Source organism: Cyclobacteriaceae bacterium (assembly GCA_025808415.1).
Classification (GTDB): Bacteria; Bacteroidota; Bacteroidia; order Cytophagales; family Cyclobacteriaceae; genus UBA2336.
Genome location: CP075525.1, coordinates 3,951,635 through 3,966,626, shown reverse-complemented (window position 1 = coordinate 3,966,626; position 14,992 = coordinate 3,951,635). Strand labels below are relative to the sequence as shown.

Below are 14,992 nucleotides of genomic sequence, written 5' to 3'. Positions count from 1 at the left end.
TCGTTAGTTTAAAATGTCCTTTAATCGACTCATGCTTATTCGTTCCTCCAATGATTTCAGGCACTCATATTTTTTCTTTTTTGCCACATCTGCATTTTTATAGCCAACACGCGATGCCACTGACTCCATGTCGAAGCCTCTTTCATAGTACATCTCCAGAATTTCTTTGCAGGGCGAGCCCATAGCTTTGTATAGTCGTTTTACCAGATTTATTAAATGCTCCTGTTCATAATGGTCATTGATTCCGTTGTCATGGACGGAAACGAATGATTCGTAAACCTTAGATTCGATGCCCTTGCGTTTCAAAGCATTGAGAATGATGTTTTTTCCGATACTAAACAGATAGGTTTTTATCGAGGATTCAAGCGCATCCGCCTTACCGGATTTTACATTTTTATAAAGCCCAATAATCGATTCTTGAAAAACATCCTTTGCTTCCTCAATGGATACCTGATGATTTCTGATAGCCCAACTCACGAACTCATCCCGATAAGCTTCATAAAGCTGAAAAAGGATTTTCTCACTGCCAGCCTTAATGGCCTCAATTATGGCTGAAGTTTCGAGATTCAAAATATTAGTCTTGCTATTCAATGGCTTAGTAAAATGGGGTTTGTGAAAGTAACTGAAAAATATTTTAAGATTTCGGTTACATCTTCTATTTGGACTTTACCAAGGTGTATTAAATCATCAAATCATGGTCGATATAAATACTAGTAAACAACTTCTTAAAGAAGTAAAAGAAAAGATCAAGTCCTTAGAGATTATAAAAGACGCCCTTGAAAAGCCTGATTTTAAGGTCGAGGAGTTTGAGAAATTTAAGAAAAGATTTTACGAGTTGGTTAACTACTCAAAGAAATAGTAATAAAAAACAATCTATGAATAATTTAACATCGCTCTTTTTATTAATCCTACTGGCGACTTTACAATCATGTGATAACTCAAAGAATGTAAGTAAAGAACAAATTTGTGATAAAATATTTAAAGAAGACAAGTTTTTGGAGAATATTGGCATGACCGTTACGAGAACAACAGTTCTAAAATGTAACGGAACTTTTGAATCTGGGGTCTCTTATAGACAGTTGACAGAAGGAGAACTTGGAACAAGTGATCAATTAAAAGGTTCATGGGAGATTGAAAAGGATATACCTGAAAACATTGTAGATGCCGTACGTGAATATGGTTTGAAACATGATAACTATTCCGTGATAAAATATTCCAGTAGTAATGGAGTTAGCGGCTATTGTCTTTACTACAAGGAACAAGCCTATTATATTCTAAAACCTCTTTATCTGAATCAAATCCCTTTAAAAAACTATGAACATTCTGGTTCATTAGGTATTTGGGGTGGGTACTTATAAACGCTCGGATACAATGTCATTCAAAACAAAACAATGTCCTAATTGTGGTGCAGACAACGACTTGCTATTTACAAATTGTCAGTTTTGTAAAACTGGATTGCCAACGATGGATGTTAATTCAATTTCCAATGAAGATTTAGTTCAAAATGCCGCTGAGTGGGTCGCCAAAATGGGAATGCCATTTTCAATTTCTGGACCTAATGCAAACCAATGGACTGGTAAAGACATTCGTCATTATCAGGTGAATGAAATAGCTGGAATCGCTCTAAAATACATGACACTACTTCAGGTTCGATCGAAAACCAATGTGGAATTATTCCACGTATATCAGGAGTTAAAAAATCTGCATGATTCAAAAACAAATGGATGGTTTGCAAAAATTGGTGGAGGAAATAAAATTCTTGGTGGTCTACTTTTATTTTTTGGGGTTTATCTCATTGTCTCATTTGCTTGGTGTACAAATCAATGCAGCTCTGATTCTTCTTATGATGTAGAAATTAAGCGACTTAAATCGCTTGAGCAACAAGTAGTTGAAAAAATGAGTAGCAAAGACTATGATAATGCCTTGATTATTTTAAATGGAATGGAATATTCAATTCATTGGTCTAATAGTGACAGTTTAGAGGTTAATGCATGGCGAAGAAAGAAGGAGGGATATATAAATACCATACGGGAATTAAGGAATAAAAATTAGATATGGCACTAGTCGAAGTTGTAAAGTTTAAAGGAGACAATAGCGAATTTGTCTGGAAATTTCCGTCAAACGATTTGAAACTTGGTGCTCAGCTCATTGTTAATACATCTCAGTGTGCATTTTTCGTTAAGAATGGCAAAGTACTGGATGCCTTTAATGAAGGCAGATATACGCTCAAGTCAGCAAATATTCCATTACTTAATAAGCTTATTAACCTTCCATTCGGAGGAGACTCACCATTTTCGGCAGAAGTTTGGTTTGTAAACCTTATAACAAAACTTGATAACAAATGGGGAACTGTTAAGCCCATAAACCTTGAAGATCCACTTTACAATGTAATTGTTCCCGTTAGAGCATTTGGTCAATTTGGAATAAAAATTATTGATGCAAAAAAGTTTTTAATCACAATAGTTGGCACTGCTCATGTATTTGCGGCCAATGAGATTATTGACTATTTCCGGGCAAAAATTCTGAGTTCAGTAACAACACTTATTTCCAGAAAAATTATTCTTGATAAAATTTCATTACTCCAGTTAGGTGTTTTTCAGGATGACCTTGGAAAATTTTGTCAGGCTGAAATTAACAAGGAGTTTACTGAATACGGTGTAGAAGCAACAGCGTTCAACTTTATGTCAATAAATATTCCAGCTGACGACCCATCTTTTATCAAACTAAAAGAAGCAAAGGAATTGGCTATGAAAGTGAAAACCATTGGAAAAGACATTTACCAAATGGACAGAAGTTTCAATGTAATGGAAAAAGCAGCAGAAAACGAGGGCAATGCGGGGAGTCTATTAAATGCAGGGCTTGGATTAGGTGCAGGTATTGGTTTGGGTAATCTCATAGGTAACCAATTCGGCCAAGTAGGTAGTACTTTGAACGTTAATTCTAATAAATCACAGTTAGTACCACCGCTTATCAGGTACTACTTTGTAATTAATGAAATTCAAAGTCAGGGATACCTATTAAGTGATTTACCTCTACTGATTACGGAGGGACTTCTTAAAAAGGAAACACTTACATGGCGTGAAGGTTTAACCGATTGGGTTGAGGCCGGTGTAATTGAGGAAATAAAATTACTTTTTGGTAGCACACCGCCACCTATTCCAAAAAGGCAATAATATGAAAAGCATTGTTGTTTATACTGGATTCATTCTACTAATTATAAATCTTATTGCGTTCTCCATACTCAGTGGATTTAAGATTTATCCTTTTGTAGCAAGCGAAATTTGCATAGCTAGTTCAATGGTATTTTTTATTTTGCTATTGAGCATTAAAATCGATGATGCATTTAAAATATTTTCATTTTTTGCCTTTGGAATTGCATTTGCAATAAAATATATAACGGCTCAGTATATTATAGAGACGATTCAGGGCTCAATACCCTTTATTCTACTTACTTCAATCGTTTTAATTGAAGTTATTTCTATTTTCATTTTTAAACAAGTAAGTAGACACAGGTAATTACGGAAATATTTATACAACTAAATCAATTTAATCTATGCTAAAAGATGAGATCAAGATTAAAGTATTTAACATTGAAGCCTGGTATGATAAAACTTGGTGGGCTGTAAGCAATATTGAATTTTCCGTCTCTCATTCCATTACTCTTTTATTTACTAATAAAAGAGTATACTACTCTTCAAGTTTGGAAAACTTAAGTTATTCATACGAAAATATCTCTGGCATTGAGGTTCTCAAAACCGCTCTGCATGTAAAAAGGAAACATATAATGCCGGCCTTGATTGCTTATTTTACTATAGCTGTAATTATGGTAATGATGAAACTATCGTGGATTGCTCCATATTTTCTTGCTTTATTAGTTGTAATTAGTCTTTGGGCACTGTTGGGCAGAAAGTATGTCTACAGAATTTCATTTATTAGTCAAAATGCCGGGGTTTTATGCGCATTCTTTATAGACCGTGATGAAAAATTGGTGTATGAAATACAGCAAGCTTTTGAAAAAGGAAAGCAGAATACTGTCAAGAGCGCATTTACTTCTCAAGAGTACTTAAATCCGGGTAGCCAGGTTAAAACATTAGAAGATTTAAAGATGGCCAAGGAACTTCTTGATCTTGGTGCTATTTCTCAAGAGGAATTTGAACAAATCAAGCACCAAGCACTTGGCGCAAAAATTCAACCCAAGATAATTCAACAAGAAAAGTTGGGGAATAGCGAACTTAGACCAAGAGCAGAAAGACCTAAGAATGAAAAGCTAAATGCTCAGACTACTCCAATTACAGATTTGAAAAAAACCGGAAAGAAAACTTCTAAAAGTTTACTTTACATAACCATTGTATTTTTTTTATTAGTTCTTGTATTCTTTGTATTTAAGTATTTTACTAATGGTTCAGAATACGAAACTATTTTGGCTGAAGCACCAGTTGAGAATACCACTACTATAAATGAAGATCAAAATAGCGCAACCCACAAAGATCAAGACGTCAGCTCTGAAAAACCAAAAAGTGACTTTCTGACTACTCCAACAGGAGAACGTTATAGGATGCTTAAAGTACAAATTCCAAATCATGATGAACAAATGACTACTTCTGAAATTGAAATCACAGGTCCCGTAGAAGGTATATACTTCAATTCATCAGAGGAACCCACTGCATATATTAAAATTCAATATGATAACGATAAAATTTGGGTTTCATCTTGGAAGGGAGATAAACAGTCCACTAAAGAAGAAGCTTATGTTACAAGTAAGGGACTTCTATCTTTGGGTGGTCAGGAATTTGACTATGACCGGTTTGATGAATCCATTGCAGATGTAAGAGCACTTACGCTTACTAATTCTGCTGGTGTTGTTTTTTATTGGTATTACGATCATTAATACAATTAATCAGTGAGTCAACTTACCATGACAAAATCCATCCTGTTAATTATTGGCCTTTTGATATCAATAAATCTTTTGGCCCAGGAAATAGACCCAGAGGAACGTCAGACCAGTCAGCTTACCTACAGCGATGTTGATAGAATTATTGATTCCACGAATTTGTATAGAATCCATTTTGTTTTCAGAAAACTGGGGTATGCGGGCGGTGGGGGCGAATTTCTCTATACAAAATATGTAGACTATTACGATAAAACCACAAACAAATTAATAAGCCGACTTGATATCCGCGAAATATTAAAGCAAGCAGGCTATAAAGTAAAAGATGGGATTGACCGTACAAAGTCTTTAGCTACTTTGTATGCAGCATCCGATACCCACTTTAGCTTCGACAATGACATGGGAATGGTTTCGGTAGATATCCGAACAAAAGCAATCACTTATAACCACTTGGGTAAAGATGGGAAACTTACACCTTTTTGGGGCAACAATGATTTTATACTTGCGCTGCTATACGAAGACTGCAATGGGACTGAGTTGTTTTGTAAGTCCTTTGTTGTTTTGGATAGGAGCTATCGCACGATATTGAAAATTAGCTACAATAAATTAGATGTTGGTTTAAAGTCTACCATTAAGGAGAATGGGATAATCCAATTGCCAGTAAAGGCGCCATATATTATTGAACTCAACACAACATTATTACACAAGCTTCCGCAAATAAATCCACAAGATTTCAGGGTAAATGGTTATGATGGAGATATCTTCAATGGTCTTTTAAAATTTCATGATACAGGCTTGTATTCCGTAAACCTTAAAGCTATTTCACCAGATAACTCGGGCTCTACCCAAGCGTATAGTAAGATTGAAGTTGACAAAGCCACGGGAGCAATCGTTTCAGATTCTAAGGTTCCTGATGGTCGATATAAAATACTCTGGTCGGACCATCTTACAACTGAGAGTTTTGTAGAAGTAGTCGAAAATAAATTACCACCACTTCCTCCCATTCCAGAAGTAATTACTTCAGAAGATAAAATTGAATTCTTTTATCCTGGGTTTAACTTTTCACATAGCACTTTTTTGAAGCTCTTCGGATTGAAGATTATCGTTTTCAAGTAGTTTTAAAATTAAATCCATTGTGTTAAGATTTTCACAGTCGTATGGGCGGGTGGGTTTGGCTCTTGCCATAGCTTTGGTGTCGCGTGGGTTTGTGCGGCTATGGCATGTGCCAAAAGCGTGGGCGAGAATCTTTCCACGGTTGCAGTGCGGTGGGCGGATATGATACGAATCTTAATTCGTAGCCGTGTCCCAAGTTTTATTTTTTGTTCTCAGTCTTACATTGTCTAAAGAAACGTTCAATTGTCCGCGTGGAGAATTTGAATTAGTAAAGTGTCACCCGTTAATTTTTTCTTGTCTGCGGTAACGAGTCTTTGTCGGCTGAGTCGTCATTGTCCGCTGTGCTGGAAGGGCATTGGCGCTAACACATGTGTTTGTGTATTGAATATATTTCCATATATCCCGACAGGGCAATTTTTACCACTAAAAAGCCTATTTCCAGTAAAATTTGGAGGATATTTTTTTTGTAACTGCTTCACCGTCTAATTAATTCTTCCCTGCATTCACACTTTGGTTCCATTCATACACCTTATCGGCAATTTCAATGAGCAGGTTGGGGTCTTTCTCCAGGGCATTGCCAATCACAATCATATCAGCTCCGGCCTCCAGCGCTGTGAGTGCTTTTTGAGCGGTGTTAATGCCGCCCCCAACAACCAACGGTGTGTGTATGGCTTTACGCACGGCACTGATCATACGCGCACTGATTTCCTTTTCGGCACCACTGCCTGCATCAAGGTACATGAGTTGTAACCCCAGCATTTCACCGGCCATGGCTGTGCAGGCGGCCAGGGAATATTTGTCATCGGGTATGGGTGTGGTGTTGCTGATGTAGGCTACGGAAGTAGTGCGTCCTGAACTAATCAGCATATATCCGGTGGGTAATACTTCCAATCGGGTGTTGCGCACAATGGGAGCGGCTACTACATGTTGGCCAATTAATAATTCAGGGTTGCGCCCTGAGATCAGCGAAAGGAATAAAATTCCATCGGCTGAAGGTTCTATTTGTATAGAGTTACCCGGGAAAAGTATTACCGGCAGGTTTACATTATCTTTAATCTGCTTTACAATCTCTGAAAGATTGGTAGTAGTAACCAGGCTTCCCCCTACAAAAAAGTAATCAACACAGTTTTCACTGGCCAGGTTAATGAGGTGCTGCAACGCTGCAGCATCAGCTACCTTGTCAGGGTCAACCAATACCGCTATGGATTTTTTACCCAGCTTTTGATTTTCCTTTAACGTCTCAAGAATTTTCATTCGTTTTCTTTTGTGCCTGAGCTTGTAGGTATTCCATCAGTTTTTCTTTGGCCAGGTCAAGCAACAACACGGTAGCTTGTGAGGCTACGGCAGTACCAATCTGACTGAGTATGCGTGATGGACCGGATTCTTCATACACCTCATTTTCTTCCGCATCATCAACTTCAGCAGGTTTTGCTTTGGCCTTTGCTTTACGGGTTTTACGTTTCTTTGAAGATGAAAACCCGCGTACCAAAAAATAGGTAAGGGCTAATGCCCCTCCAATAATAAGTGCATTCGTTAATACTTTTTCAGTTCGGTCGGTAATTTCATGCACTTCGCTTTCAATTTCCTTACGTTGCTGTGCTGCCTTTTGAAGCAACTGGCTTTTTACCAGGTCATCCGTTTCCATCCCCTTCATGGTGTTGTTGTTTTTTCTTGAATGATTTTTTTATCTCTTGTTCCAGTTTATGGCTTATGGGCTCGCGGAAGAAAACCAAAATCAGCATAAGTAAAAAATAAAAACCCGCCACAATGCCAAATCCACCGTAAGTTCCCACGGATTCGGCTAATCCATAGGCCACGGCAATGCTGATAAAGATGGTAAACAACGTTAAAAAAATTACAATCAGGGCCACAATAGCCACCTTAGCCATTGCCCTGGCTATATCTTCTTTTAATTCGTACTTCAATAACTCAATGCGGGTTTCGAAATACCCTGAGAGGTTTTCAATAAGCCCGTCCAGTTTAAAAAATTTAAGTAAGGTTTCTTTTAGCATGCCATCGTATTAACCAACAAGTTAGGCAAAGATCGGAACTTTAAGGGTAAGGAAAAATGCTGTTATTTTCGGTTAAATGAAGTGATTTTGCGTGTTTCTATCACTACGTTTTTTTCCTGCCTTATGGTTTGTAAAACAACCGGGTACAGGGCGCTGACATACACGGTGCTACTGGCTGAATCAGGATGGTGGTAGTATCGCTGTGTGTACACATAAACCGAATCAAAGCTTAAGGTTTCGCCAAGGGTAAGTTTAGGTAGTACTTCCTTTACGCACAGTTGGTATTTTCCTTCTTTATTTTCACCATCCCAGCAAAAGCCGGGCTCATTAAATAAAATCATTTCTTTATTAATGAACAGTACCGTGTTCTTTTTGTACACCGGAAAAATTTCATCAGGGTCAATCTTGTTTCGTCTGTAAATCAGCCATTCCCCGCTCTGGCTTCTTTTCTGTTGCTTGGAAACAATACGGTAAGAAGATTCCTCACCGGTAATCACGTTCGTTTTTTTGTAGGTTAACTCCAGCACTTCCGTAGAATCTTTATTGAGGTAAATGAGTGAGAACGGGATAAAAAAGAAAACGACAAGAATGTAGACAAACCCTGCCAATCGGTAACGGATGGTAAGGCGCCCCAATCCGTTGGCCATGGCCACTGGTATGTTGCGTAATATCGGCAACGGATAAAATACCAAAACCCCAATGAGGTTAAAAAGGAAATGAGCCATGGCAATAGTAATGGCACTGGCCGTATTGGCACTTAAGGCGGCTGCGATAATAGCAGTAACCGTAGTGCCCATGTTAGCCCCCAGTATAAACGGAACTGCTTTTCGAAGGGTAATAATTTTTTGTGCCACGATGGGCACCACCACCGATGTGGTAATGGTACTGGAACGAATGGCGGCTGTAGTTACCAATCCCCAGAAAAATGATTTGAGGGTATTCTTAAAAAAGAAACGGCTGAATTTTTCCGGTGAACTCGCCATCAGCAGTCCTGAAATCAATTTTCTGAACAACAGAATAGACAGAAACAATAATCCAAAAGAAAACAAGGCCAGCAGAAATCCGCTGGGGATTATTTTAACCAGAAAATCTATAATCGGGCTAAACCCCGACCACAATGGGGAAAAGTTAGCGGAAGCCCCCCCTTTACTGATGGTGAAAAAGTTTTCGGTTATCCAGCCCGAAAGGTTGGAGAGAAACCCGTTGTAATACTCCAGCGGAAATAAAATGGATACGGTAAGAATATTGAAGAAATCGTGATAGGTACCTGCTGCAACGGCACGCCTGAATTCTTTCTTCTTATTGATAAAGCCTAACGAAACAATGGTACTGGTAATGGTAGTGCCAATATTTGCGCCCATAATTATGGGTATGGCACTGTCGATGGTGATGGAGCCGGAAGCCACCAGGGCCACCACTAAACTGGTAGCGGTTGAACTGCTTTGGATCATGGCCGTGATGAGCAGGCCAATGAAGAGTGCAGTAAATGGATTGGAGGTAGCCAATAGTATGGCTTCTGCTGCGGTGCTGCCCAGGTTTTGCAGCGATGAAATCATTAAATCAAGGGCGAATACAAACAGCACCAATGTACCCAGTATGTACAGGATTTTTCTTGTCCGTTCCCAGTTAAAGGGTGTGGGTTGAGGGGGCGTTAATGGTGTGGTGGATTCCAAGTACGATAAGCTTGCCTAAATGTAGAAATCAATAATCTGATTTCCGAAAGCTAAGGCTTTAACTCATTCACGGCCATCCAGGCCATAATTCCGGGACTTATGGTGAGTGCATCCTCATCAATATTGAAGGTTGGGGTATGTACATAAGAAGTTATGCCCTTGCTTTCGTTACGGGTGCCTAACCGATAAAAAGATGCCGGCACAACTTGCGAGTAGTAGGCAAAGTCCTCGCTGCCTAACGTAATATCGATGTCAACCACATTCTCTTTTCCTACATAAGCTTCAGCGGCTTTGCGGATGCGTTGGGTCACGGCCGGATTGTTTTGCAGGAATGGATAACCGTGTGAAATCTCCACTTCACATTTTCCGCCCATACCTTCGGCCAGGGTCTCGGCCATCTTCTTGATTTTTTTAAGTCCTTCTTTTCTCCAGGTTTCGTCCATCGCGCGAAAAGTTCCGGCAAGCGTTACTTCGTTGGGTATTATGTTGGTGGCACCATCGCCCATAATTTTTCCGAAGGTGAGCACGGTAGGTTGTTTGGGCGAAGCATTTCGGCTGATGACCTGCTGCAAGGCAATAATAATGTGTGAAGCGATTACCACCGGATCAACCGCCAGTTCGGGCGCAGCACCATGGCCGCCCTTACCGATTACTTTTAAAAACAGTTCATCGCTGCTGGCCATATACATGCCTTCACGGAAACCAATCTTACCAACCGGTAAAAGCGGAAACACATGCTGCCCGATAATGGAAGCTGGTTCGGGGTTTTCGAGTACGCCTTCTTTAATCATAAGCGATGCACCACCCGGGTTTTTTTCTTCACCCGGCTGAAAGATCAGTCGCACGGTTCCGTCAAATTCATTTTTTATTTCATGAAGAATCTTAGCAGTACCCAATAATGAAGCGGTGTGAACATCGTGGCCACACGCGTGCATCACGCCAGGATTTTTTGATTTATAAGGAACATCGTTCGCCTCGTGTATGGGCAGTGCATCCATATCGGCCCGCAGGGCAATGGTTTTGGTTTCGGGGTTCTTCCCTTTTATTTCAACAACAACACCGGTGTTTGCCACCTTTTCTTTTGGCACGAGCCCAAACTTCTTCAATTGTGTGGCCACATAGTTGGCCGTATTGAATTCATCGTACGAAAGTTCAGGATTGGCGTGAAGATGCCTGCGCATGTGCACAACATCGTTAGCATACTTTTCAGAAAGGGATTTGATTTTGGTAAGAAGATCCATAGCGCCCTAAAAATACGAATATGTGATCAAATAGGGTTTGTTAAGGCATAGGCCAAAAAAGTTGTGGGCTGTGGTGCCAGGCACAAACCCAACGCGTAGATCAGTTTATGGCAATTTTATCCGGAATGATAATGGCGTTTGGGAAGTACCGCTTTATGGTTTCGTAATCCTTTTGCGCTTCGAGCCGGTTCATGTAGCGCCCGGTTTTTACACGAAAGTTAGGTTGATTATAATGCACCTCTGACTCCATTTTGGGCAGGTAGATGGTCATATCCTTTTTAACGTTCAACGCATCTTCTCTTTTTTGGCCTGCGTAAACTTGTATGGTAAACCCTTCGATAAACCTGCGCGTGAGGTTAATGCGGTCGATACTATCCAACACCGCATCCAGTTGTGCATTTACGGTAAACTTAGGCTCCACATAAGCTTTTGGGTCACGTGCAACGGTGCCATCGGGCAAAGCATCAGGGCGATCTTCTTCTTGCACCTTCGGTCTCAGTTCAGAAAGATCTTCATAATACCTTCCGCCTTGTGAACCTGTAGTGGTTTTTTGTGGAGGCTTGCAACCTTGCAACAGGAATAATACCATTACCAGACTTGAAAAAACTATTCGCATCATTAGTCGATTAGGATACAACGGTTATTTAAAACGTCATCTTCCACCTTTTTGTATTTCACGTCACGTAAAACGCGGCCATCGGTGTATTGTACCGAAACCTTATCGTTTCTGTTGGCTACTTTTTCAGACCGTACCGGCATCACTTTTTCCTGCGGAGGTCGTCCGGTGGGGTTGGGTTGTTGGCCCCCGCCACTTAACAATGAGCGCGATTCTTCTTTTTGTTCGCTGTAGCGCTGTCTTCCCCTGCTGCGGGCCTCTTCCACGCGGTTTGCATCCTGGTCGGGTATGTCGGCTTTCATCAGGAAGGAAATTGTTTCTTCATTTACCTTTCCCACCAGGCGTTTAAATAATTCAAAACCCTCGAACTTATAAATCAACAACGGATCTTTCTGTTCGTAAACCGCAGTTTGAACTGACTGTTTAAGGTCATCCATGTCGCGAAGGTGTTCTTTCCACAACTGGTCAATGATGGCCAGTGTGATCATCTTTTCCATGGATTTCGTTAGCTCGGTATTGTTGGTTTCAACCGATTTTTTCAAGTTGGCCACAACGCCAATGTTTTTGGAGCCATCAGAGAAGGGCACCAATATATTTTCAATGGTAGCGCCACGGGTTTTATAAATTTCTTTGATAACCGGCAATGCTTTGTCAGCAACCATTTTGTTTTTCTGGCGGTAATGATCCAATGCTTTTGTGTATAAATCATGGGCGAGTTTCCCTTCATCCAGCTTTTCAAAGCTTTCTTTGGTGATGTCATAGTCCAGGCCAAGTATTCCCAATGCATTCAGGCGAAGGCTTTCATAGTCGTTGGCATTTTTAGCATTGGCAACGAGATCTTCGCAGGTATCGTTGAGCATGTTCAGGATGTCCAGCTCAAGCCGTTCGCCAAACAGGGCGTTCTTTCTTCGCTTGTAAATTACTTCGCGCTGCGAGTTCATTACGTTATCGTACTCCAACAGGCGCTTGCGTATGCCAAAGTTGTTTTCCTCCACTTTTTTCTGGGCCCGTTCAATGGAGCTTGTTACCATGGAGTGCTGGATAACTTCGCCTTCTTTTAATCCGAGGCGGTCCATAATCCGGGCGATGCGTTCAGGCATGAACAAGCGCATCAAGTTATCTTCTAACGAAACATAAAATTGCGAGGTACCCGGATCGCCCTGGCGGCCGGAACGGCCCCTCAACTGACGATCCACCCTGCGCGATTCGTGACGTTCCGTTCCGATAATGGCCAATCCCCCCGCGGCCCGCGATTCCGGTGTTAGTTTAATGTCTGTACCACGTCCGGCCATGTTGGTAGCAATGGTCACGGTGCCGGGTTTACCTGCTTCGGCCACAATTTCAGCTTCGCGCTGGTGTTGTTTGGCGTTAAGTACCTGGTGTTTGATTTTCCGTATCTGCAACATGCGGCTTACCAATTCCGAAATTTCAACCGAGGTGGTACCCACCAGTACCGGCCTTCCCTGGCCGGTAAGTTTCACAATTTCATCGGCAACGGCATTAAACTTTTCGCGTACGGTTTTATAAACCAGGTCATCCTGGTCTTTACGGGTAACGGCCCGGTTGGTGGGTATAGTTACCACATCCAGTTTATAAATATCCCAGAATTCACCGGCTTCTGTTTCGGCTGTACCCGTCATGCCGGCCAGCTTGTGGTACATGCGGAAATAGTTTTGCAGGGTAATGGTAGCATAGGTTTGGGTGGCGTCCTCCACCTTTACATTTTCCTTCGCTTCAATGGCCTGGTGCAATCCATCGGAATAGCGCCTGCCGTCAAGCACACGCCCGGTTTGTTCGTCAACGATCTTAACCTTACCATCAACAATAATATACTCTGTATCTTTTTCGAAAAGTGTGTATGCTTTAAGCAACTGGTTTACGCTGTGAATGCGTTGTGATTTGGTGCGATAGTCGCGAATGACTTCTTCTTTCTTTTGAAAGCGGTCGGCTTCATTTAAGGAAGCATCCTTTTCTATTTTATTGAGCTCAGTTCCGATTTCAGGAAGGATAAAGAACTTAGGGTCTTCCCCTTCACCCGTAATTAAATCGATACCTTTTTCGGTCAGCTCAACGCTGTTGTCTTTTTCATCGATGATGAAGAAGAGCGGCTTGTCAGCCTCCGGCATGTTTCGCTTGTTATCTTGCAGGTAAAAGTTTTCAGTTTTTTGCAAGATTGATTTAATACCGCTTTCGCTGAGGTATTTGATCAAGGGTTTATTTTTGGGCAAGCCGCGGAAGGCGCGGAACAGGGCCAGTCCGCCATCTTTCTCGTTGCCATCGGCAATCAGTTTTTTGGCCTGTATCAGGTATTCTGCTACTAATTTTTTCTGGGCCTCCACCAGCTTGTAAATGCGTGGTTTCAGGTCATAGAATTCATGCTCGTCACCTTTTGGTATGGGGCCGGAAATAATAAGCGGGGTACGTGCCTCATCAATGAGTACGCTATCCACTTCATCCACCATGGCGTAATGGTGGCCACGCTGCACCAGTTCCTGCGGGTCGCGCGCCATGTTATCGCGCAGGTAATCAAAGCCAAATTCGTTGTTGGTACCATAGGTGATGTCGGCCAGGTAAGCATTTCTTCGTGCCAGTGAGTTGGGTTCGTGTTTATCCACACAATCAACACGCATACCGTGAAACTGGAACAACGGGCCCATCCATTCGCTGTCGCGAACAGAAAGGTAGTTGTTTACGGTAACGATATGTACGCCCCTGCGGGCAAGGGCATTGAGGAATGCCGGAAAGGTTGCCACCAGGGTTTTTCCTTCACCGGTTGCCATTTCGGCAATTTTACCTTCATGCAAAACAATACCACCGATAATCTGCACATCGTAGTGCACCATGTCCCAGGTAATCAGGTTTCCGGCTGCTACCCACTGGTTATGCCATAACGCTTTGTCACCCTCAATTTTTACATGTTGGAATTTTGCTGCAAACTCACGGTCCATATCGTTGGCCGTAACTTCGATAACGTTGTTCTCCTTAAATCGCCTGGCGGTTTCGCGCACAATGGCAAATGCCTTTGGCAGGACCTGCAAGAGTACTTTTTCAAGCTCTTTGTTACGGTCAAGTTCCAGCTTATCGATTTGGGCAAAAATGGATTCTTTTTCCGTTATATCGAGCTCGGGATTTTCTTCAATCTGCTGGTGCAGGGAAGCGAGTTGAGCGTCAATGTCTTTTAAAAAAGCGTTGATTTCCTGCTGCACATTAGCCGTTTGCTGGCGCAGTTGGTCGTTGGTGAGCGACCCCAGCCTGCTTTCTTCCTGCTTGGTTTGTTCCACCAGGGGCATGATGCGCTTAATATCCTTCTCAGACTTGGTCCCAAAAATTTTAGCGATGAATTGTAGCATAGAAAATCAATAATCCGATGTTAGTGTTTGCCGCCACGATGCGTGCAAACAAAAGAGTTTCAAAGTTAAATTGTTTTTTTACTACTGCCTACCTGACAG

At 41.4% G+C, this 14,992-nt stretch carries 13 protein-coding genes; 5 read left to right on the top strand and 8 right to left on the bottom strand.

What is annotated here, in order from left to right:
- Positions 1-3: 3 nt before the first annotated feature.
- Entirely contained in the window at positions 4-570 is a 567-nt protein-coding gene (locus KIT51_17590; GenBank protein UYN86645.1) for a sigma-70 family RNA polymerase sigma factor, read from the bottom strand.
- A gap of 236 nt (positions 571-806) precedes the next feature.
- On the opposite strand from KIT51_17590, the gene KIT51_17585 reads away from it, so the two are divergent.
- From KIT51_17585 to KIT51_17565, 5 genes are all read left to right on the top strand, one after another.
- Entirely contained in the window at positions 807-1,358 is a 552-nt protein-coding gene (locus KIT51_17585) for a hypothetical protein (GenBank protein ID UYN86644.1), read from the top strand.
- Positions 1,359-1,371: 13 nt separating this feature from the next.
- Positions 1,372-2,052 (top strand): hypothetical protein, encoded by a 681-nt coding sequence (locus KIT51_17580; protein UYN86643.1) that lies wholly within the window; start codon positions 1,372-1,374, stop codon positions 2,050-2,052.
- Positions 2,053-2,054: 2 nt separating this feature from the next.
- Positions 2,055-3,173 carry an SPFH domain-containing protein gene (locus KIT51_17575; GenBank protein ID UYN86642.1) on the top strand — a complete coding sequence of 373 codons (1,119 nt, stop codon included), beginning with the start codon at positions 2,055-2,057 and terminating at the stop codon, positions 3,171-3,173.
- Positions 3,174-3,553: 380 nt separating this feature from the next.
- Entirely contained in the window at positions 3,554-4,888 is a 1,335-nt protein-coding gene (locus KIT51_17570) for an SHOCT domain-containing protein (protein UYN86641.1), read from the top strand.
- A 27-nt stretch (positions 4,889-4,915) separates the two neighbouring features.
- Complete coding sequence (locus KIT51_17565; GenBank protein UYN86640.1) at positions 4,916-6,004, top strand: hypothetical protein; 1,089 nt, start codon at positions 4,916-4,918, stop codon at positions 6,002-6,004.
- 483 nt (positions 6,005-6,487) lie between these two features.
- On the opposite strand, the gene KIT51_17560 is transcribed toward KIT51_17565, so the two are convergent.
- The 7 genes from KIT51_17560 to secA form a co-directional block, all read right to left on the bottom strand.
- Positions 6,488-7,255 carry a geranylgeranylglyceryl/heptaprenylglyceryl phosphate synthase gene (locus tag KIT51_17560; protein UYN86639.1) on the bottom strand — a complete coding sequence of 256 codons (768 nt, stop codon included), beginning with the start codon at positions 7,253-7,255 and terminating at the stop codon, positions 6,488-6,490.
- A complete protein-coding gene (locus KIT51_17555; GenBank protein UYN86638.1) occupies positions 7,242-7,655 on the bottom strand; it encodes a hypothetical protein in 414 nt (137 codons plus the stop codon). The genes KIT51_17560 and KIT51_17555 overlap by 14 nt, the downstream gene beginning before the upstream one ends.
- The gene (locus tag KIT51_17550; protein ID UYN86637.1) at positions 7,633-8,013 is read right to left on the bottom strand and encodes a phage holin family protein; all 381 of its coding nucleotides are present in this window, start codon (positions 8,011-8,013) and stop codon (positions 7,633-7,635) included. Before KIT51_17550 ends, KIT51_17555 begins: the two co-directional genes overlap by 23 nt.
- A gap of 62 nt (positions 8,014-8,075) precedes the next feature.
- Entirely contained in the window at positions 8,076-9,593 is a 1,518-nt protein-coding gene (locus KIT51_17545) for a Na/Pi symporter (GenBank protein ID UYN88626.1), read from the bottom strand.
- A 143-nt stretch (positions 9,594-9,736) separates the two neighbouring features.
- The gene (locus tag KIT51_17540; protein UYN86636.1) at positions 9,737-10,927 is read right to left on the bottom strand and encodes an amidohydrolase; all 1,191 of its coding nucleotides are present in this window, start codon (positions 10,925-10,927) and stop codon (positions 9,737-9,739) included.
- Between the two features lie 100 nt (positions 10,928-11,027).
- Complete coding sequence (locus KIT51_17535) at positions 11,028-11,546, bottom strand: SPOR domain-containing protein (protein UYN86635.1); 519 nt, start codon at positions 11,544-11,546, stop codon at positions 11,028-11,030.
- Entirely contained in the window at positions 11,546-14,893 is a 3,348-nt protein-coding gene (gene secA, locus KIT51_17530) for a preprotein translocase subunit SecA (GenBank protein ID UYN86634.1), read from the bottom strand. Before secA ends, KIT51_17535 begins: the two co-directional genes overlap by 1 nt.
- Positions 14,894-14,992: the final 99 nt, after the last annotated feature.

What these genes read in the sequence shown, in the direction of transcription:
- KIT51_17570 (UYN86641.1), top strand. Translation starts at nt 3,554, where the DNA reads ATGCTAAAAGATGAGATCAAGATTAAAGTATTTAACATTGAAGCCTGG.
- KIT51_17540 (UYN86636.1), bottom strand. Translation starts at nt 10,927, where the DNA reads ATGGATCTTCTTACCAAAATCAAATCCCTTTCTGAAAAGTATGCTAAC.
- KIT51_17565 (UYN86640.1), top strand. Translation starts at nt 4,916, where the DNA reads ATGACAAAATCCATCCTGTTAATTATTGGCCTTTTGATATCAATAAAT.
- KIT51_17575 (UYN86642.1), top strand. Translation starts at nt 2,055, where the DNA reads ATGGCACTAGTCGAAGTTGTAAAGTTTAAAGGAGACAATAGCGAATTT.
- KIT51_17550 (UYN86637.1), bottom strand. Translation starts at nt 8,013, where the DNA reads ATGCTAAAAGAAACCTTACTTAAATTTTTTAAACTGGACGGGCTTATT.
- KIT51_17555 (UYN86638.1), bottom strand. Translation starts at nt 7,655, where the DNA reads ATGAAGGGGATGGAAACGGATGACCTGGTAAAAAGCCAGTTGCTTCAA.
- KIT51_17580 (UYN86643.1), top strand. Translation starts at nt 1,372, where the DNA reads ATGTCATTCAAAACAAAACAATGTCCTAATTGTGGTGCAGACAACGAC.
- KIT51_17560 (UYN86639.1), bottom strand. Translation starts at nt 7,255, where the DNA reads ATGAAAATTCTTGAGACGTTAAAGGAAAATCAAAAGCTGGGTAAAAAA.
- secA (UYN86634.1), bottom strand. Translation starts at nt 14,893, where the DNA reads ATGCTACAATTCATCGCTAAAATTTTTGGGACCAAGTCTGAGAAGGAT.
- KIT51_17535 (UYN86635.1), bottom strand. Translation starts at nt 11,546, where the DNA reads ATGATGCGAATAGTTTTTTCAAGTCTGGTAATGGTATTATTCCTGTTG.